The sequence below is a fragment of the Thiobacillus thioparus DSM 505 genome, from assembly GCF_000373385.1.
Taxonomy (GTDB): domain Bacteria; phylum Pseudomonadota; class Gammaproteobacteria; order Burkholderiales; family Thiobacillaceae; genus Thiobacillus; species Thiobacillus thioparus.
Genome location: NZ_KB891316.1, coordinates 698212 through 716851 on the forward strand (window position 1 = coordinate 698212; position 18640 = coordinate 716851).

General features: G+C 63.4%; 19 protein-coding genes. 13 read left to right on the forward strand and 6 right to left on the reverse strand.

Annotated elements, in window-relative coordinates:
- Nucleotides 1-7: 7 nt before the first annotated feature.
- The 6 genes from trxC to B058_RS17210 all read left to right on the forward strand — a co-directional run bounded on the left by trxC (nt 8) and on the right by B058_RS17210 (nt 6353).
- A complete protein-coding gene (gene trxC / locus B058_RS0103600) occupies nt 8-436 on the forward strand; it encodes a thioredoxin TrxC (RefSeq protein WP_018507109.1) in 429 nt (142 codons plus the stop codon).
- Nucleotides 437-552: 116 nt separating this feature from the next.
- Nucleotides 553-1011, forward strand: coding sequence for a protein-export chaperone SecB (gene secB / locus B058_RS0103605; RefSeq protein WP_018507110.1), 459 nt, complete (start codon nt 553-555; stop codon nt 1009-1011).
- A gap of 16 nt (nt 1012-1027) precedes the next feature.
- Entirely contained in the window at nt 1028-1480 is a 453-nt protein-coding gene (locus tag B058_RS0103610) for an SH3 domain-containing protein (protein WP_245539246.1), read from the forward strand.
- Entirely contained in the window at nt 1477-2463 is a 987-nt protein-coding gene (locus B058_RS0103615) for an NAD(P)H-dependent glycerol-3-phosphate dehydrogenase (protein WP_018507112.1), read from the forward strand. The genes B058_RS0103610 and B058_RS0103615 overlap by 4 nt, the downstream gene beginning before the upstream one ends.
- A gap of 242 nt (nt 2464-2705) precedes the next feature.
- On the forward strand, nt 2706-3719 hold the full coding sequence (locus tag B058_RS0103620) for a PDC sensor domain-containing protein (protein WP_018507113.1): 1014 nt from the start codon (nt 2706-2708) through the stop codon (nt 3717-3719).
- Between the two features lie 12 nt (nt 3720-3731).
- Nucleotides 3732-6353, forward strand: a complete 2622-nt coding sequence (locus tag B058_RS17210) for a sensor domain-containing protein (protein ID WP_281166663.1) — start codon at nt 3732-3734, stop codon at nt 6351-6353.
- A gap of 34 nt (nt 6354-6387) precedes the next feature.
- Here B058_RS17210 and B058_RS18400 read toward each other — a convergent pair whose 3' ends face one another.
- Both B058_RS18400 and B058_RS0103635 read right to left on the reverse strand, forming a co-directional pair.
- Entirely contained in the window at nt 6388-8091 is a 1704-nt protein-coding gene (locus tag B058_RS18400; protein ID WP_018507115.1) for a methyl-accepting chemotaxis protein, read from the reverse strand.
- A 240-nt stretch (nt 8092-8331) separates the two neighbouring features.
- A complete protein-coding gene (locus tag B058_RS0103635) occupies nt 8332-8796 on the reverse strand; it encodes a tRNA (cytidine(34)-2'-O)-methyltransferase (RefSeq protein WP_018507116.1) in 465 nt (154 codons plus the stop codon).
- A 43-nt stretch (nt 8797-8839) separates the two neighbouring features.
- On the opposite strand from B058_RS0103635, the gene gshA reads away from it, so the two are divergent.
- The 7 genes from gshA to ptsP are packed head-to-tail and all read left to right on the forward strand — an operon-like array spanning nt 8840 to nt 15027.
- Nucleotides 8840-10147, forward strand: a complete 1308-nt coding sequence (gene gshA / locus B058_RS0103640; RefSeq protein WP_018507117.1) for a glutamate--cysteine ligase — start codon at nt 8840-8842, stop codon at nt 10145-10147.
- The gene (gene gshB / locus B058_RS0103645; protein WP_018507118.1) at nt 10144-11100 is read left to right on the forward strand and encodes a glutathione synthase; all 957 of its coding nucleotides are present in this window, start codon (nt 10144-10146) and stop codon (nt 11098-11100) included. Before gshA ends, gshB begins: the two co-directional genes overlap by 4 nt.
- Nucleotides 11097-11576 carry a GNAT family N-acetyltransferase gene (locus B058_RS0103650; protein ID WP_018507119.1) on the forward strand — a complete coding sequence of 160 codons (480 nt, stop codon included), beginning with the start codon at nt 11097-11099 and terminating at the stop codon, nt 11574-11576. The genes gshB and B058_RS0103650 overlap by 4 nt, the downstream gene beginning before the upstream one ends.
- Nucleotides 11573-12610, forward strand: a complete 1038-nt coding sequence (locus B058_RS0103655; protein WP_018507120.1) for an FAD:protein FMN transferase — start codon at nt 11573-11575, stop codon at nt 12608-12610. Before B058_RS0103650 ends, B058_RS0103655 begins: the two co-directional genes overlap by 4 nt.
- Nucleotides 12611-12639: 29 nt before the next feature.
- Nucleotides 12640-13056, forward strand: a complete 417-nt coding sequence (locus B058_RS0103660; RefSeq protein ID WP_018507121.1) for a PTS sugar transporter subunit IIA — start codon at nt 12640-12642, stop codon at nt 13054-13056.
- Nucleotides 13037-13306, forward strand: a complete 270-nt coding sequence (locus B058_RS0103665) for an HPr family phosphocarrier protein (protein WP_018507122.1) — start codon at nt 13037-13039, stop codon at nt 13304-13306. Before B058_RS0103660 ends, B058_RS0103665 begins: the two co-directional genes overlap by 20 nt.
- Entirely contained in the window at nt 13303-15027 is a 1725-nt protein-coding gene (gene ptsP, locus B058_RS0103670) for a phosphoenolpyruvate--protein phosphotransferase (protein ID WP_018507123.1), read from the forward strand. The genes B058_RS0103665 and ptsP overlap by 4 nt, the downstream gene beginning before the upstream one ends.
- Nucleotides 15028-15044: 17 nt before the next feature.
- On the opposite strand, the gene B058_RS0103675 is transcribed toward ptsP, so the two are convergent.
- From B058_RS0103675 to proC, 4 genes are read right to left on the reverse strand one after another with little or no spacing between them, the layout of a single operon-like run.
- A complete protein-coding gene (locus tag B058_RS0103675; protein ID WP_018507124.1) occupies nt 15045-16949 on the reverse strand; it encodes a dynamin family protein in 1905 nt (634 codons plus the stop codon).
- Nucleotides 16946-17266 (reverse strand): DUF167 domain-containing protein, encoded by a 321-nt coding sequence (locus tag B058_RS0103680; RefSeq protein WP_026240609.1) that lies wholly within the window; start codon nt 17264-17266, stop codon nt 16946-16948. Before B058_RS0103680 ends, B058_RS0103675 begins: the two co-directional genes overlap by 4 nt.
- Complete coding sequence (locus tag B058_RS0103685; RefSeq protein ID WP_018507126.1) at nt 17253-17828, reverse strand: YggT family protein; 576 nt, start codon at nt 17826-17828, stop codon at nt 17253-17255. The genes B058_RS0103680 and B058_RS0103685 overlap by 14 nt, the downstream gene beginning before the upstream one ends.
- On the reverse strand, nt 17825-18640 hold the full coding sequence (gene proC / locus B058_RS0103690) for a pyrroline-5-carboxylate reductase (RefSeq protein WP_018507127.1): 816 nt from the start codon (nt 18638-18640) through the stop codon (nt 17825-17827). Before proC ends, B058_RS0103685 begins: the two co-directional genes overlap by 4 nt.

Below are 18640 nucleotides of genomic sequence, written 5' to 3' on the forward strand. Positions count from 1 at the left end.
AATCCCGATGGAACTCGCCTGCCCCCACTGCCTTGCCATCAACCGCGTGCCGGATGATCGGCTGTCCAACGGGCCCAAATGCGGCCAATGCGGCACGCCCTTGCTGCCGGGCAAACCGGTGGACCTCACCGCCGACACGTTCGACCGCTTCATCGCCAAGGCCGGCTTGCCGGTACTGGTCGATTTCTGGGCCGGCTGGTGCGGCCCCTGCAAGATGATGGCGCCGGTGTTCCAGCAGGTGGCCGCCGAGATGAGCACGCGCGTGCGCTTCGCCAAGGTCGATACCGAAGCCCATCCGCAGGTATCGATGCGCCACCACATCAAGGGCATCCCCAGCCTGATCCTGTTCCGGAATGGCGCCGAGGCCGCGCGCATCTCAGGTGCGATGGAAGCCCATACGCTGAAACGCTGGCTGGCGTCGCAAGGCATCCAATAAGGCCGCGAAGCAGGCCCCGTCATCGCACGGCAGATTCATGGAGGCGACTTAAAGCCCGTGTAAAATAGGCCCATCCCCGGAGCGCAGGCTCCGGTTTTCTTATTCAGGGAGACATCATGGCCGACGCGCAACAACCCGTATTCAACATCGAAAAACTCTACGTCAAGGATCTGTCGGTGGAAGTGCCCAACGCACCCGCCATCTACCTGGAGCGCGAAGCCCCGCAGATCGACGTCAACATGTCGTCCGAAAGCCGCGCGCTCGGCGAAGACCTGTACCACGCCAGTATCACCGTCACCGTCACCGCCAAGACTGGCGACAAGACGATGTTCCTTGTCGAATGCACCCAGGCCGGCATCTTCCGCATCGAACACGTGCCGCAGGACCAGCTGCCCATGGTGCTGGGCATCGGCTGTCCCAACATCGTCTTCCCGTATCTGCGCGAGACCGTGTCCGACGTGGTGATCCGCGCCGGCTTCCCGCCGCTGCTGTTGAATCCGGTCAACTTCGAAGCCCTGTTCCTGCAACAACAGCAAGCACAGCAGCAGCAGGCCGCCCCGGCGCAAACCCATTGAAGCGGACGTGTTGACCGTGCGACGGTTTCGCGCTGGCCTGTTCCTCGCAGGCGGCCTGCTGTTTGCACTGGCGAACCCGGCCAGCGCACTGGAATACCGCAGCACCGGACATGCCGCCGTGCTGTATGACGCCCCCTCGACTGCAGCCGGCAAGCTGACGGTGGCGGGGAGCGGCCTGCCTTTCGAAGTTGTCGTCGACACCGAGGCCTGGGTCAAGGTACGCGACTACACCGGCCGTCTGGCATGGATCGAGAAATCGGCCCTGGACGGCCCCCGGAGCGTGATGATCAAGACTGAAACCGGCACCGTCCGGCAACAGCCGCGAGCCGACGCCCCCTCCGTGTTCCGTGCCGCACGCGGCGTCCTGCTCGACGTCACCGGCAAGCCCGATGCCACCGGCTGGCTGCCAGTCAAACATGCCAACGGCCTGACCGGCTGGATATCGGTGCAAGAGGTCTGGGGGCAATGAAGCTGTCGGTACTGGGTGCCGGCGCATGGGGCACCGCACTGGCAGCCAGCTGGGCTCCCCACCATACCGTCACTCTGTGGGGGCGCAATGCAGCCGAACTCGACGCCATGCGTACGACCCGCGTCAATGCACGCTATCTGGCTGACTGCAGATTACCGGACGCGCTGCACTTCAACCCCGATCTCGGCGCTGCCGTCGAGGCAGCCGACCTCATCGTCGTTGCCGTCCCCAGCGGTGGCCTGCGTCCGACGCTGGCCGCCCTGGCCGCCCATGCCAACCTGCCGCCGCTGATCTGGGTCAGCAAAGGCTTCGAACCCGGCAGCCGGAAATTGCCCCATCAACTCGTCGCCGAGCTGCTCCCCACGCACACACAGACCGGCGTGCTGTCGGGCCCCAGCTTTGCCCAGGAAGTCGCACAAGGCTATCCCACCGCACTTACGCTGGCCTGTCACGACACCGCCCTGGCGCAGCATCTGGCTGAGAGTCTGTCGGGCCAGCGCCTGCGCATTTATGCGCACGATGACGTCATCGGCGTCGAACTCGGCGGCGCGCTGAAAAATGTCATGGCGATTGCCGCCGGCATCTGCGACGGCCTCCAGCTCGGCCACAACGCCCGCGCCGCACTGATCACCCGCGGCCTCGCCGAAATGACCCGCCTCGGCGTCAAGCTCGGTGGCCACTTCGAGACCTTCATGGGATTGTCGGGACTCGGCGACCTCATCCTCACCACCACCGGCGATCTGTCGCGCAACCGCCAAGTCGGCCTGCGACTTGCCCGCGGCCTGCCGCTCGATGCCATCCTCAACGAACTCGGCCATGTGGCCGAAGGCGTCACCACCGCACGCGAAGTCGCCGCGCTGGCCGACGAACTCGGTGTGGAGATGCCAGTCGCCCGCACTGTCTACCGGGTATTGTTCGATGGCTTGCCCGCCGACCGTGCAGTCGACACCTTGTTGAACAGGGAAATCAAGGCCGAGTTTTAAAGCGCCGCTTCACTCCTTTCGAAAACCACCTCGCCTGCATCGCAGGCAGAATCGACCCGACGCCCACCTTAAAACGGCACTTGTCGTCGTGCAGGCGCCCGGCTACAGTCCAATTGACTATATCCGTTACACACCAGACGTCGTGGCCACATCATCATGCAACGACGTCCGGCACCGGACAGGCTGCCTTCAACAACACTAACGAACATAAGGATCCGCCACCGCCTAGGCCCCACCTCAGCATGAGCAGCTCCGTCAATCCGCCATCCCAAAACGATCCCAGGCCTCTGCGCGGTCTGTTCTTTGCCTTGATCGGGTTTTTCGTGCTGGCTTATTTCATCGCCGTTGCCCGGCACTGGCTCGACGCGAAACGGGATATCGAGGGGCAATTGCGCTATTTCAACAGCATCCTGGTGCAGAACACGCGCACCACATTGAAAAACTATGAACTGGTCCTGCGCGGCCTGGGCAGCGAACTCATCGCCCAGGGTGCCTTGCAGTCGCCCTCCCGCGGACGCGAACTCATCGAACGCATGAAATCGATCGATCCAGGTATGGCCGGGTTGGGGCTGGCTAGGCCCGATGGACAACTCGTCCTGGTCAGCGGCGTTCCGGATGGAAAATCCCTGCCCAACCTGCTGAGCCAGCCCGAAACCCGCGACAGTTTCCTTGCCTGCATCCGTTCCGGCCATATCCAGTTCGGCAGGCCGTACTACATGAAGGCGCTGAAGCTCTGGGTGAACCCGGTGCGGGTACCCATTCTTGATTCGCAGGGCCGGCTGGTGGCGGTCATGACGGCAGGGTATTCGATCAAGGGCGGCACCACCTTGTGGGCGCACACGACCCTGCCGCCCGAAATCCAGATGGGGCTGCTGCGCGACGACCATTACCTGCAATATTTCTATCCCCTGCCCGCAGGCGACACACGGGCCACGGTCCCAAGCACGTATGGCCAGCCGGTCTCGCCGGAAACCCTTCGGCAGCTTGCCGCAGCCAAGCACGGACGAGGCTCGATGGCCATCGACCTGCCGCGTAACCAGGGCCTCCATTATCTCGTCTACGAACGCATAGACGAGTACGGCCTGCTGGCCGGCTCGCTGATCCCCTGGCATGCCATCGTATACAGCTGGCTGCAGAGGCTGCTGTTGGCCAGCCTGCTGCTCTGCGTCTTCCTGCTGGGCGGCACATGGGTCTATCGGCGCTCGCTGGCGCGCCAGATCGAATCCGACGCAGCCGTCGCGCATCTTTCGGCCTGACAACAGGCCGTCCTGGACAGTGCCGATTACAGCATCATCTCCACCGATACCGCCGGCCTTATCGTCAGTTTCAACGCGGCAGCCCAGCGCATGCTGGGATATGCCGCGGACGAGGTGATCGGCAAGCAGACGCCGGCCCTCTTTCACGACACGGACGAAATACGTCAGCACGCGGCAGCGCTCACCCAGGAACTGGGCGAGCCGATCCAGCCCGGGTTTGACGTCTTTGTCGCCAAGGCCAGGCGCGGCCAATCCGAGGAACGCGAGTGGACCTATTTGCGCAAGGATGGAAGCCGTATTCCGGTGCGGCTGTCGGTCACGACCCTGTATGGCCCGGATGGAAAAATCGAAGGTTTCCTGGGAATCGCAGCCGATCTGGCCGCGCAAAAGCAGGCCCAGGCCAGTCTGCGCGACAGCCAGGCGCGCTATCGCACCCTGTTCGAACGTGCGGGCGACAGCATCTTCCTAATGAAGGGGGAGTACTTTGTGGATTGCAATCCGGCCACGCTGGAGATGTTCGGCTGCACACGCGATCAGATCGTCGGCACCACGCCTTATCGGTATTCCCCCGAGTTCCAGCCGGACGGCCGCCTGTCCAGGACCAAGGCGCAGGAGAAAATCACGTCGGCCTTCGACGGCGAAACCCAGTTCTTCGAGTGGCGCCACCAGCGTTACGATGGCACGCCCTTCGACGCTGAAGTGACCCTGAACATCGTCATGATCGGGGACGAACCGCACATCCTGGCGACCGTGCGCGACATCAGCGAACGCAAGAAAGCCGAGGCCGAATTGATGCTGTCGCGCCAGGCCCTGATCGAACGCAACGAACATCTACGTCTCATCAACCAGCTGTCCAATCGCCTGCACGCCTCCTTGAAGCTGGACGCGATCCTCCAGGAAACCATGGAGGCCCTGCTCGGCCTGAGCCATGCGCCCAGTATCGCGATCTATCTGCTGTCTGCGGATGCCGCCCGGCTGGATTTGGTGGCCCATCGCGGTTTTGAGGAACAGATATTGCGGCTGATCGTCAATCTGCCCGTGGCTGGAAGCCACAGCGGCCAGGCGATGACTCAAAAACGTTTGCTGGTCAGCAACGATCTTTCCCACGACGACCGCGTCCCGACTGATCTGAAGAATGTCCTGGCAGCAGCGAATCTGAACTCGGCGCTCATCATTCCCATGATTTATCACGAACAGGCACTGGGATGCATCAACCTGGCATACCGTGAGCAGCGGACATTCAGCGATGTGGAACTGGAGACCCTGAATGCCTTCAGCAATACCGTCGCCCTGGCCATCGCCAATTCACGCCATGTCGTCAGCCTGGGCTTCCAGGCCAAACACGACAGCCTCACCGCTTTGCCCAATCGCTCCGTCCTGCATGAAGAATTTACAACCCGGATCGAAGAGGCCCCGGGCGGACTGACCGCACTCCTGCTGCTGGATCTGGACCACTTCAAGGAAATCAATGACACCCTGGGCCACCACGTTGGTGATCACCTGCTGACGCATATCGGCCCGCGACTGCAGGACGCCCTGTCTGGCACTCGTGCTCTGGTCTGCCGCCTGGGCGGAGATGAGTTCGCCGTATTGCTCACGGGTCTGCCCGACAAAACCGATGCCGTCACGCTGGCCAAACACGTGACGACGGCACTGCGCCGGCCTTTTATGGTGGATGGCATGGCCTTGCAGGTGGGCGTCAGCGTGGGCGTGGCGTATTACCCGGAACACGGCGAGAGCAGCCATGCGCTGTTGCGGGCGGCGGACGTGGCCATGTATCAGGCGAAGACGCTGACAGCCGGCGTCGTGGTCTACGACCGCAGTTTCGACAATTACAGCCCGGATCGTCTCGCCCTCGCCAGCGAACTGGTGCAGGCGGTCCAAGGCGGGGAATTGGTTCTTCACTACCAGCCCAAGCTGGACATTGCGAGCGGACAGGTCACCGGTTTCGAGGCGCTGGTGCGCTGGCAGAATCCCAGTCGCGGTCTGCTGTATCCTGGCGTCTTCATCCATCTGGTGGAAATGAACGACGTCATCCACCCCTTTACGACCGCCATCATGGACCTGGCGCTGGCGGACAAGCGGCGTTTGCACGATCTGGGATATGCGCAACCCGTGGCCATCAATCTCTCCGTGCGCAATCTGATGGACACCCACTACGTGGCCCGGCTTGCGGAAGCCATCACCCGGCACGGCATTCCCGAACGGGAAGTCGAACTGGAACTGACCGAGACCGCCTTGATGCACGACCCGGACAGCTCGGTCGCATTGCTGCAGGAAATCGCGGCCATGGGCGTGAACATTGCCGTCGACGATTTCGGGACTGGCTATTCCTCCCTGGCCTATCTGCGGCGTCTCCCGCTCAGCGCCCTGAAGATCGACCGCTCATTCGTCATGGGCATGAACAACAACACCCAGGACGCGATCATCGTGCGATCCACCGTCGCCCTGGCCCACAGTCTCGGGCTGCGCGTCATCGCGGAAGGCGTGGAGAACGCGGAAGCCCTGGCCCTGCTGGCCGGCATGGGATGCGAGCAGGCCCAGGGCTATCACCTGAGCCGGCCTCTTCCTTTGAACGAACTGATCGCCTGGCTTCGGGCTCGCTGCGAGCAGGACGCCACGCTTATCGATTAAGCATCCTGCGCCCGACAGTGGCAGGCGGCCGTGGCTAGCACGCGACCGCGCGCTTTTCCGGTAGGGCCGAGGACGCAGCCGGCGCCCTCGGGTGCATGTGCAAAACCGGTCGCGTAGCGCGCTCGGGGCGGACTGACGTTCCGTCACCTTGCAGGCGGAACATGCTCACAGCCTGGGCGAGTTTGTCCGCTCGTTCATGCAGGCTCTCTGCCGCGGCTGCGGCCTGCTCCACCAGCGCAGCATTCTGCTGGGTCATTTCGTCCATCTGCCCGACTGCCTGATTGACCTGTTCGATGCCGGCGCTCTGCTGCTGGCTTGCCGTGGCTATCCCGCTCATGAGTTCGGCCACCAACTCCACCGAGGTGACGATATCTTCCATGGCCCCGCCCGCTTCGCCCACCAGTTTGCTACCCAGATCGACTTTTTCCACCGAATCGCCGATGAGCGACTTGATCTCCCGAGCGGCCCCGGCGGAACGCTGCGCCAGGTTCCTGACTTCGCCCGCGACCACGGCGAAACCACGCCCCTGCTCCCCCGCGCGCGCGGCCTCCACTGCGGCGTTCAGTGCCAGGATATTGGTCTGGAAGGCGATACCGTCGATCACGCCGATGATGTCGGCAATTTTCTTCGAACTGGCGCTGATCGAGGCCATGGTGTCGACCACCTCTCCGACCACCGCCCCCCCTCTGGCAGCGATCTCGGCAGTCGAGCCAACCAGCTGGTTGGCATGGCGGGCATGCTCGGCATTCTGTTTCACCGTACTGGTGAGCTCTTCCATGGAACTGGCGGTTTCCTCAAGGCTCGATGCCTGCGATTCGGTGCGCCCTGACAGGTCAGCGTTGCCGGAAGCGATCTCGCTGGCCGCAATCCTGATGCTCTCGACATTCAAGCCGATATCGGACACCGCACCGACCATGTTGGCCTTCATCTGGGTCAGCGCACGCATCAACTGGCCGGTCTCGTCCCAGGCGGACACCTCGAATTGAAGCGACAGGTCGCCGCCCGCGATCGCGTGCGCGACGCCCAATGCGCGATCCAGCGGGCGCAGGATCGTGCGCGAGATGAAATAGCCGAACAACAACGTCAGGAGCGCACCGATTCCACCCGCCGTCACCATCAATGCAGGAAGCGTACTCTGCACGCCGGCCGTCTTGGCCAGGGCGCTGGTTTCCCACCCGCCGAACAAGCCGACGCCTAGCATCAAGGCGGCACCGATTCCAGTGCTCAACGCAATGCGCAGATTGACGGGGATACGTCTGAAGGACATCAGCCGGCCAATCAGTCCAGTACGAACAACCATGCCATGTCTGATCGCCATATGGTCCGCTCGACCCTCCTTGAACTGCCGATAAAGGTGCTCGGCCTCGACTATCTGCGGCCGCGACAGCTTGGTCCGCACCGACAGATAGCCGTTGGCCACGCCGTTTTCATTCACCGGCGTCACGTTGGCGAACACCCAGTAGAAATCACCATTCTTGCGGCGGTTCTTCACCACGCCACTCCAGGGCAGGCCGGCTTTCAGTGTGGCCCAGAGATCCGCAAACGCTTCTTCCGGCATATCCGGATGGCGGACAAGATTATGGGGTTTCCCGAGCAGTTCGGCTTCGCTAAAACCGCTGGCCTCGATGAAGGCGAGGTTTGCGTAGAGGATTCGCCCCTTCAGATCGGTCCTAGAGACCAGCGACACGCCATCGCTCAATTCATATTCAGCATTCGTAATGGGTAAATTGACGCGCATACTTTCCTCAACTCAATCCGCTATTGCTCGATACGTTATCCGGCGACCACTCCAATGAAATCGCATATATACAGATAACGTTATCTTCAATAACGTCTTTACAGGCTGAAACTTTAGCGCGGCGGACATCTGACTGAAGCGCGGACAGGCAGCTCCCGAACCATGGGCCCCCCGGTGGGTCAATCGAGGGAGGAAAAAGTCAAGGTGAGCATGCTCATGCGACGCTTACCCGCTGTGGACTTAGGTGCCACCCGGAAAACCGTTTTGCCGCCAGGCTTCGAACACGACCACGCTGACGGCATTGGACAGGTTCATGCTGCGCGAGCCGGGCAGCATCGGCAGGCGCAGACGATGGTCCGCGTCGAACTGCGTCAGGATCTCCGGAGGCAGGCCACGCGACTCCGGGCCAAACAGCAGCACGTCGTCCGGTCGGAAAGCGATATCGGCATAGCGTACGCTGCCCTTGGTGGTGAGCGCAAACCAGCGCCGGCCAGCCAGGGCCGCCTGCACCGCGTCCCAGCCGGCATGCACCGTGACGCAGGCCATGTCGTGGTAATCCAGCCCGGCGCGCGCCACTTGCTTGTCCGACAGGTCGAAGCCCAGTGGTTCGACCAGATGCAGACGGCAACCGGTGTTGGCCGCGAGGCGGATAAGGTTGCCGGTGTTGGGCGGAATCTCGGGCTGAAACAAAACGATGTCAAACATCCGGCTTGGCCTAAAATAAAACCTTCTTCGAAAGCCCTATTCTATGGTTCCTTACCTCACCACTGCACTCACCGGTCCGCTGCTGGAACTGGAAAAACGCCTGCTTGATGCCCAGCCGACCATCGAGCACTGGTTTCGCCAGCAATGGAAGGAACAGTCGGCGCCGTTCTACACCTCCGTCGATATCCGCAACGCGGGCTTCAAGCTCGCGCCGGTCGACACCAACCTGTTTCCGGGCGGCTTCAACAACCTCAACCCGTCGTTCATGTCGCTGTCGATCCACGCGGCGATGGGCGCGGTGGAAAAAATCTGCCCCGACGCCCAGCGCCTGCTGCTGATCCCCGAGAACCACACGCGCAACACCTTTTACCTGCAGAACGTCGCGGTACTCGCACACATCCTGCGCCAGACCGGCCTCATCGTGCGTATCGGTACGCTGATTCCCGAGATTACCCAACCGACCACACTGGAACTGCCTGCCGGCGGGCGTCTCACGCTGGAACCGCTCATCCGCAAGGGCGACCGCGTCGGGCTGGAAGGCTTCGACCCCTGCGCGGTGCTTCTCAACAACGACCTCTCGGCGGGCGTGCCCGATATCCTCAAGGGCATCGAACAGACCATCATGCCGCCGCTGCATGCCGGCTGGGCGACCCGCCGCAAGTCGAGCCACTTTGCCGCCTACCAGCACGTCGCCGGCGAATTCTCCCGGCTGGTCGGCATCGACCCCTGGCTGATCGACCCTTATTTCAACCACTGCGGCAAGATCGACTTCCAGGCGCGTCAGGGCGAAGAATGTCTGGCCGAGAAGGTGGGCGAGATGCTGGACAAGATCCAGCTCAAATACGACGAATACCGCATCGACCAACCGCCCTTCGTCATCGTCAAGGCCGACGCCGGCACCTATGGCATGGGAATCATGACGGTGAAATCGCCGGACGACGTGCGCGAACTCAACCGCAAGCAACGCAACAAGATGGCCGTCGGCAAGGAAGGGCTCGCCTTCAGCGAGGTGCTGATCCAGGAAGGGGTCTATACCTTCGAGAGCATCAACGGCGCGGTTGCCGAACCGGTGGTCTACATGCTCGACCATTTCGTCGTCGGCGGCTTCTACCGCGTACACACCGGGCGCGGGTCGGACGAAAACCTCAACAGTCCCGGCATGCATTTCGTGCCCCTGGCGTTCGACGACACCTGCCTGACGCCCGACCGCAGCGCCAACCCCGACGCCGCGCCCAACCGCTTCTATGCCTACGGGGTGATCGCGCGGCTGGCGATGCTGGCCGCCAGCATCGAGCTCGACGAGGCGCTCAATCGGGCCGAGAACACCGAAAACGCGGTTGCCGCTGCATGAAACTGCTGTTCATCGTCGATCCCCTGGCGGGTCTCAAGCCCTACAAGGACAGCTCGGTGGCCATGATGCGCGCGGCGGTGGCCCGCGGCCATGCCGTGTTCGCTGCCGAGGCCAACCAGTTGCACATCGCGAGCGGCATCGCCCACACGACCTGTGTCGCGCTTGAAGTACGCACCGACGACGACTGGTACCGCGTCACGCAAAGCGATGTCTACGCGCTGAAGGATTTCGACGCCGTGGTGATGCGCACCGACCCGCCGGTGGACACCGATTATCTGCTTGCCACCCATCTGCTGGGCATTGCCGAATCCAACGGCGCACGCGTATTGAACCGGCCGGCCGCCCTGCGCGACTTCAACGAGAAACTGGCGATCCTCGATTTTCCGCAATTCGTCGCCCCCACCCTGGTTTCCGCCAATGCCGCGGATATCGGGCGTTTCCTCACCGAGCACCAGGACATCATCGTCAAGCCCCTCACCGAAATGGGCGGCAGCGGCATCTTTCGCCTCACGCAATCCGACCTCAATCGCAACGCCATTCTCGAAACGCTGACGCAGCGCGGTCGCCGCGCCATCATGGCGCAACGCTACCTGCCGGAAATCAAGGACGGCGACAAACGCATCCTCCTGATCGATGGCGAAGTGGTGCCGTGGGCGCTGGCGCGCATTCCCCTGGCGGGCGAGACGCGCGGCAACCTTGCAGCAGGCGGCACGGCCCGTGCACAACCCCTGTCCGCGCGAGATCGCGAGATCGCCGACACGATCGCACCGTGGGCGAAGACCCGCGGCATCTTCCTTGCCGGGCTCGACGTGATCGGCGACTGCCTCACCGAAATCAACGTCACCAGCCCAACCGGTTTCCAGGAGATTACTGCGCAGACCGGGTACGACGTCGCAGCGCACTTCATTGCCGCAATCGAGCGCATCCAACTCGCCGAACATTCGCCGGGATGACTGCCGACATCCTGATCCAGCCGGCCCATGCGAAGGATGCCCCCGCGATTGCCATCCTGGTCGGCGAATTGCTCGCGGAAATCATCAACGCGATCGATGCTCAGGCCTTCAATTTCAATCTCCAGGAAACCACCGCAAGACTGGAGACCTATCTGGGCAACGGGACCTATGTCGTCTTTGTGGCCCGGCCTGCCAGCGGCGACCCGGTCGGCTTCGTGGCGCTCTGCGAATGCCATGCGCTGTATGCCGAAGGCACTTTCGGCATGATCCCGGAACTGTACGTTCACCCGGCATACCGCACCCGTAGGCTGGGAATGCGGCTGGTCTCCGAAGCCAAGGCATACGGCACGGCGCGGGGATGGAAACGGCTGGAAGTCACCACCCCGCCGCTCCCGCAATTCGACAGGACCCTGGCGTTTTATGAGCGCGAAGGGTTTTCCATCGCCGGCGGCCGCAAGCTGAGAATGCTGTTGTGAACCACGTCATGTCGAACGCCAGTATCCTGAATGGACGCATCGTACGGCTCGTTCTGTGGCTTGCATTCCTTCCCTTCGCACTGGCTGCCTGCAGTTCGCCGCCGCTGGTTCAGCAGCAATCCTACGTTTTCGGCACACTGGTCGAAGTCAGCGTCTACGATGCGCCGGAAGCACAGGCCCGCCAGGCGATCGCCGCCGTGCTGGCGCGTTTTGACGCGTTGCACCACCAATTGCATGCCTGGCAGCCAAGCGAACTGTCGCGGCTCAACGCCGGACTGGCCAAAGGGGAGCACATCCCCGTCTCCCCCGAACTCGCCGCCATGCTGCGCGATGCCCAAACGGTTTCGGCGCGGTCGAACGACCTGTTCAACCCGGCCATCGGCAACCTGATTGCGCTGTGGGGATTCCATGCCGACACGCCACAGGGGAAGGTGCCGGATGCCGCCGCCATTGCACGCTGGGTGAAGGCGGCGCCACGCATGGAAGACCTGCATATCGAAAACAATCAGGCCTGGAGCGACAATCCGGCCGTCCAGCTGGATCTCGGTGGTTACGCCAAAGGCTACGCACTGGATGAGGCCGTTCGCATCCTGACCTCCCACGGCATCAAAAACGCGCTGGTGAACATCGGCGGCAATGTCATCGCGCTGGGGCAGCACGGCGACCGTCCATGGCGCGTCGGCATCCAGCACCCGCGCAAACCCGGCACGCTGGCCACGCTGGATCTGCACGACGGCAACGCAATCGGTACCTCGGGCGATTACCAGCGCTATTTCGAGGCCGGGGGGCATCGCTACTGCCACCTGATCGATCCGCGCACCGGCTGGCCGGCGTCCGGCATGCAATCGGTCACGATCCTGGTGTCGGGCGATCGCGCCGGGACACGTTCGGATGCGCTGTCCAAGCCGCTCTTCATCGACGGCGCAGCCCGGCTGGCCGATCATGCATCCCGTCTGGGTATCGCCGACTATCTGGCGGTGGACGCCGCCGGGCAAATCCATGCCTCCCCAGCAATGAAGGCCCGGCTTCGCTAGAATGCTGGTTTTGGCCTGACATCCACCCCATGATAGGCATTCTCATCGTTGCCCACGGCTCGCTTGCCGACAGCCTGGTCGAGTGCGCCACCCACGTGCTGGGGCAGCGCCCGCGCGGCCTCGCCACGATTGATTTCATCGGCCATGCCGACCCCGACGAACGGCAGAAGGCATTGCAGTCCCGCCTGGCCGAACTGGACGAAGGCGACGGCATCCTGGTGCTGACCGACGTGTACGGGGCCACGCCCAGCAATACGCTGTGCCGCCTGCTCGAACCCGCTCATATCGAAGGCGTTTCCGGTGTCAACCTGCCGATGCTGCTGAAGGCGCTGAACTACCGCGACACCCTGGCATTGCCGCAGCTCATCGAACGCATCGTCGAAGGCGGCCGCAACAGCATCAACCATATTTCCGAGACCATGTGCCATGCAGCAACGGGACGTTGAAATCGTCAACAAACTGGGCCTGCATGCGCGCCCGTCGGCCCGGCTGACCCAGCTGGCGTCGAGCTTCAAGAGCAATGTGTTCATGTCGCGCAACGGTCGCCGCGTTAATGCCAAGAGCATCATGGGCGTGATGATGCTGGCCGCGGCCAAGGGGACGACCGTGTCCCTGGAGACCGACGGCGACGACGAGGTGGAAGCCATCGACGCACTGGCCGGCCTGATTTCCAGCGGTTTCGGGGAGGAACTGTGAGCTTCTCGCTGCACGGCATCGGCGTCTCGGGCGGCATCGCCATCGGCTATGCGCACCTCACCTCCAACGCGCGCGTCGAAGTGCCGCAATACATGCTTGACCGCAAGTACATCAAGGACGAGCTGGCGCGCTTCGACGAGGCCATCTTCGCCACCCGCGCCGAACTCGAAGTGCTGCGCAGCCACATCCCGCCTAACGCGCCCGCCGAGCTGTCGGCATTTCTCGACATGCACCTGATGTTCCTCGGCGACTCGATGATCGCCGAGGCGCCCAAGCGCCTGATCCGCGAGACCCAGTGCAACGCCGAATGGGCGCTGGCGCAGCAGATGGAAGCGCTGGTGGCACGCTTCGAGGAAATCGACGACGCCTATCTGCGCAGCCGTCAGGAAGACGTGGTGCAGGTGGTTCAGCGCGTGCTGAAGGCATTGATGGGCCACCCCAGCCACCTGCCGCTGGACGTCGATTTCGACAGCGAACGCATCCTGGTCGCGCACGAGCTGTCGCCGGCCGACATGGTCATCTTCAAGAACGTGCATTTCGCCGCCTTCATCACCGACCTTGGCGGCACCACTTCGCATACGGCGATCCTCGCGCGCAGCATGGGCATGCCGTCGGTGATGGCGCTGCACAACGGGCGCGGCCTGATCCGCGACCACGACCTGCTGATCGTCGACGGCCGCGATGGCGTGGTGATCGTCAACCCGGACGAATCCGTACTGGCCGAATACCGGCTGCGGCAGAATCAATGGCGCATCGACACCGACAAGCTCAAGCGGCTGAAGACCAGCAAGTCGGCCACCCTGGACGGCACACCGGTCGAATTGATGGCCAACATCGAATTGCTCTCCGACATCGACGCTGTGAAGGCCGCGGGCGCGCACGGCATCGGCCTGTTCCGCAGCGAGTTTCTGTTCCTCAACCGAAGCGACCTGCCGAGCGAGGAGGAACAATACGCATCCTACAAGGCGGTGGCCGAAGCGCTGGACGGCAAGCCGGTCACCATCCGCACCCTCGACCTGGGCGCCGACAAGCAGGCGCCGTGGGGCCACACCGTGGCCGACAACCCGGCACTGGGCCTGCGCGCGATCCGTCTATGCCTGGCCGAGCCGGGCCTGTTCCATGCCCAGTTGCGCGCGATCCTGCGGGCATCGGTCCACGGCCAGGTGCGCATCCTCATTCCCATGCTGGCAAGTTTCATGGAATTGCGGCAGACCCTGCAACGCATCGACGAGGCCAAGGCCTCGCTGCGCAAGGATGGACTGAAATTCGACGAAGGCATCCCGCTCGGCGGCATGATCGAAGTGCCCGCCGCCGCGCTCTCGGCCAGCTTCTTCGCCGAGCAGCTCGATTTCCTGTCAATCGGCACCAATGACCTGATCCAGTACACGCTGGCGATCGACCGCGCCGACGACAGCGTCGCGCATCTGTACGATCCGCTGCATCCCGCGGTGCTCAACCTCATCCAGCTGACCATCCGGGCCGGCGACAAGGCCGGCAAGCCGGTTTCGGTATGCGGGGAAATGGCGGGCGATCCGCTGCTGACGCGCTTGCTGCTGGGGCTGGGGCTGCGGACGTTTTCGATGCAGCCCGCCAGCCTATTGCAGGTCAAGCAGCAGGTGCTGAAATCCCACCTGGACGAATTGACCTCCGCCACGCAGCGGCTGCTGAAGAACACCGACCCGGACAAGACCTCGGTGCTGTTGAACCGCCTGAACGGCTAACCGAATCCGGCGGAACCCTAAACCGTGAGCTGCTCGGACATGCGGGCAAGCTCGAGCTTGTCGTGGCGTAGCGTGCTGATCTCCTGCTTGATCTGCGCCATGCGGCTGTGCAGCGTGCCCATGTTTTCCAGGATGCGCTGCAGGCTGGCCAGCCGCGTGTCGAGATACTGCTTATGCTCGCGGATGCGCGTCATGATGGGATCGAGCGCGATACGCAGCCAGCGCTCCGCCTCCAACCGCGCGAGCTTGAATGCCTTGCGCGCCTCCTCGGCCAGGCCGGCATAAAAGCGCCGGATCATGAAACGCTTTTCCAGCATCAGGTTGGCGGGATCCTTGCAGAAAGCGTCCGTCTCGCGGGTCAGCGCATCCAGCCGGTTGCGGTAGGCCCCCAGGTCGAGCCGCGGCACCTGCATCTTCGGCAGATTGTGCTTGCGGTGAAACCGCATGTAGGCCTGCTCGAGCGCATCCAGCATGTTGTCCGCCAGACGGGTCGCCTGCTGGAAACGGCTGCCCATCTCTTCGCTCAGGTGGCGGATGCCGCCCGTCAGCCCGCGCGTGGTCCAGCTGTTCTCCATGGTGTCACGGGCCGCTTTCAGGATCGCATCCAACGTATCTTCAGACAGGTGCGACAGCAGATGCTCGCCCTGGCCCTGCACCATTTTCCGGGTCGAGCGGAACTGGTCGGCGGTGGCGTCGTAACTGTCCTTTTCCTGCTGCAGGCTGGCGCGCGTCTGTTCGATCAGCTCGCGGTTCTTGCCCGACAACTGGGTGAGCTGGATCAGTTCGTCGCTGGAGCGCTTGAGCCGTGCAGCCAGATCCGCTCGGCTCTCGTCGAGCAGCGTTGCCACCTCGCGGCTGACCGCGTGGTAGAGCATATCGCGTCGCGCCGGGATCACCTGGTGCGCCAGCAGGTATTCCAGCGATTCGATGCCGGAACGTACGCGCAGGGCGGCATCGCCGCGGATGGTGGCCGCCAGCGCTTTCTGCGCCGACACGGTGAACACGCGGCTGCGCGGCAGCTTCAGTACGCGCGCGGTTTCCTCGGCCTGGCGTTCGATGGTCGCCTGCACTTCGGCATCGCTCTTGAGTTCGTCCCACAGCATGTCGATCTTGTTGAGGACCGCCACGTGGTAGTTGGAATGGCGGTGGACATGTTTCTGCCAGATTTCGAGATCCGAGCGCGTCACCCCGGTATCGGTGGCCAGCAGGTACATCACTGCATGCGCATTCGGAATCACCGACAGGGTGAGCTCGGGTTCGGCCCCCAGTGCGTTGAGTCCCGGGGTGTCGAGTATCGTCAGTCCGGCCTGCAACAGCGGATGGGGATAATTGACCATGGCGTAGCGCCAGGCCGGCACCTCCACGGTACCGTCTGCACGCAGCAGGTGGTGCTCGCTGGCGTCCTCGCCGTTCCATAATCCCATTTCGATGGCATCCACAGCCGGCATCGATTTGGTCTCAGTCAGTTTTTTCAGGCTTTCCTGCAACTGGCGCGGATCGGCGGGATCGAGCAAGACCCGGCACCACTCGATCGGCATGTGCTTGAGCCGCGCCAGCGATTCGCTGCGGCGGCGCGTTTCGATCGGCAGCAGGCTCAGGCTGGGGAGTTCGTCCGCATTGGCAAACAGTTCGGTCGGGCACATGGTGGTGCGTCCGGCGTCGGACGGCAACAGACGCTGGCCATGGTCGGCGAAGAACAGGGCGTTGATGAGTTCGGTCTTGCCGCGCGAAAACTCGGCCACGAACGCCACCACCAGCTTGTCCTGGCGCAGGCCCGCTGCGGTATCGGCCAGGCGCAGGGTGCGTTCGGCATCGATACCGTGCTGGCGGTCGAGCCAGTCGGCATAGTCGGTAATCGCAGTCGCCAGCCGCAACCGCCGCTCGCTGTACTCGGCGACTTCCTGTTCCAGGTGGATGCTCATGTTTGACTGCTTGTCTCGATATCACGCCAGGGTGCGTCGGCGCCACACACCACTACGGTCTTCTGCCGCGAAGTTTCGCCTCGCACCAGGCGCACCGCGGATTTCGGCAGCCCCAGTTGCGCGGCCAGCCAGGCCAGCAGATGCGCATTCGCTTTATTATCGACCGGCGGCGCGGCAATCTTTAGTTTCAGGCGGCCACCATGCTCGCCAACGGCGGCGGTCACCTTCGCGCCCGGCTGCACGTGCAACTCCAGCAGCCAATCCGCACCATTGCGGTGCGCCCAGACCGGGGGGCGTTCCCGCTCAGAGTGCGCCAAGCAAGGCCCGTTCGATCGCCAGTACCGGCACCATCAGGACCAGTTGGCACAGGATGAACAGCACCAGCGGCGTCAGGTCGACCTGACCGATCATCGGAACGATGCGGCGCAGCGGGCGCAGAAACGGTTCGGTCAACTCATAGACCACCGGCATCAGCGGGGTATTCGAATTGACCCATGAGAGCACCGCACGCACGACAGTCAGGCCGATGATCATGTATACCGCCAGACTGACCAGCCGTACCGCCGCCAGGCCGAGCATGACCGGCCACACCTTGCCGCCCGCCAAGGCGAATGGAAAGCCGCTCAGCCAGTAGCCTGCCGTGACCACCACCAGTTCGACCAGCCAGGCAAGCAGCAGGCAGGCCCAGTCGAGGCCGAACAGGCCCGGCACCACGCGGCGCAGGGGCTTGACCGCGAAGTCGGTGACGGCAACGATGAATTGCGCGAAGGGATTGCGAAACGGCACCCGGTACAGCTGCATCATGAAGCGCAGCAATACGGCAATCACGAACAGGTTGCCCAGCGTCTGGATCAGGAAGGTCAGCGCGCCTGCGATCATGCGAGTCGCCCCAGTTCATCGCCCATTTCCACGCTGCGCAGGCCGGCCGCCTCCACTGCCTGCCGAATGCCCGCCTTCACGGACGCCGCCTCCAGGGCCGCGATACCGCGTTCCGTGGTGCCGCCCTTGGACGTGACGCGCTGGCGCAGGACGGCCGGTTCCTCGCCCGACTCCAGCGCCAGCTTGGCGGCGCCGAAAAAAGTCTGCAAGGCCAGCTGGCGTGCCGTGGCGGCCGGCAGGCCCTGTGCCACGGCGGCGGCCTCCAGCGACTCGATGAAATAGAACACATAGGCGGGGCCGCTACCCGACACGGCGGTCACGGCATCCAGCCAGGACTCGTCCTCCACCCACACCACGCCGCCGACGGCCCGCAACACCGCTTCGGCCTGCGAGCGCGCGTCCTGGTCGACATCCGGCGGCGCATACAGGCCGGTCACTCCCGCCTGGACCAGCGCCGGCGTATTGGGCATGGTGCGGACGATGCGGCGGTGCCCGCCCAGCCAACGCGCAAGATCGGCCACTCGAACCCCGGCAACGATCGAGATCACCAGTTGGCCCGCGAGCCGTGACGCCAGGGCGGCCGCCACCTCAGGCAGGGTTTGCGGTTTCACAGCCAGCACGATCAGGGGATGCAGCCGCGCCTGCGACAGGTCCGTATGGGTCACGACGCCGAAACGCGCGGACAGCTGTGCCCGTGCGTCGGCATTGATCTCCACCACTTCGATGTCGGTGGGTGAGGTGCCGCTGGCGATCAAACCGCCGATGATGGCGGCCGCCATGTTGCCGCCGCCGATGAAGCTCACTTTATGCAT

Coding starts and splice junctions, on each gene's coding strand:
- B058_RS18400 (WP_018507115.1), bottom strand. CDS start 8,091: ATGCGCGTCAATTTACCCATTACGAATGCTGAATATGAATTGAGCGAT.
- B058_RS0103635 (WP_018507116.1), bottom strand. CDS start 8,796: ATGTTTGACATCGTTTTGTTTCAGCCCGAGATTCCGCCCAACACCGGC.
- trxC (WP_018507109.1), top strand. CDS start 8: ATGGAACTCGCCTGCCCCCACTGCCTTGCCATCAACCGCGTGCCGGAT.
- secB (WP_018507110.1), top strand. CDS start 553: ATGGCCGACGCGCAACAACCCGTATTCAACATCGAAAAACTCTACGTC.
- proC (WP_018507127.1), bottom strand. CDS start 18,640: ATGCATAAAGTGAGCTTCATCGGCGGCGGCAACATGGCGGCCGCCATC.
- B058_RS0103665 (WP_018507122.1), top strand. CDS start 13,037: ATGCAGCAACGGGACGTTGAAATCGTCAACAAACTGGGCCTGCATGCG.
- B058_RS0103615 (WP_018507112.1), top strand. CDS start 1,477: ATGAAGCTGTCGGTACTGGGTGCCGGCGCATGGGGCACCGCACTGGCA.
- gshB (WP_018507118.1), top strand. CDS start 10,144: ATGAAACTGCTGTTCATCGTCGATCCCCTGGCGGGTCTCAAGCCCTAC.
- B058_RS0103675 (WP_018507124.1), bottom strand. CDS start 16,949: ATGAGCATCCACCTGGAACAGGAAGTCGCCGAGTACAGCGAGCGGCGG.
- B058_RS0103685 (WP_018507126.1), bottom strand. CDS start 17,828: ATGATCGCAGGCGCGCTGACCTTCCTGATCCAGACGCTGGGCAACCTG.
- B058_RS0103650 (WP_018507119.1), top strand. CDS start 11,097: ATGACTGCCGACATCCTGATCCAGCCGGCCCATGCGAAGGATGCCCCC.
- B058_RS0103660 (WP_018507121.1), top strand. CDS start 12,640: ATGATAGGCATTCTCATCGTTGCCCACGGCTCGCTTGCCGACAGCCTG.
- gshA (WP_018507117.1), top strand. CDS start 8,840: ATGGTTCCTTACCTCACCACTGCACTCACCGGTCCGCTGCTGGAACTG.
- B058_RS0103620 (WP_018507113.1), top strand. CDS start 2,706: ATGAGCAGCTCCGTCAATCCGCCATCCCAAAACGATCCCAGGCCTCTG.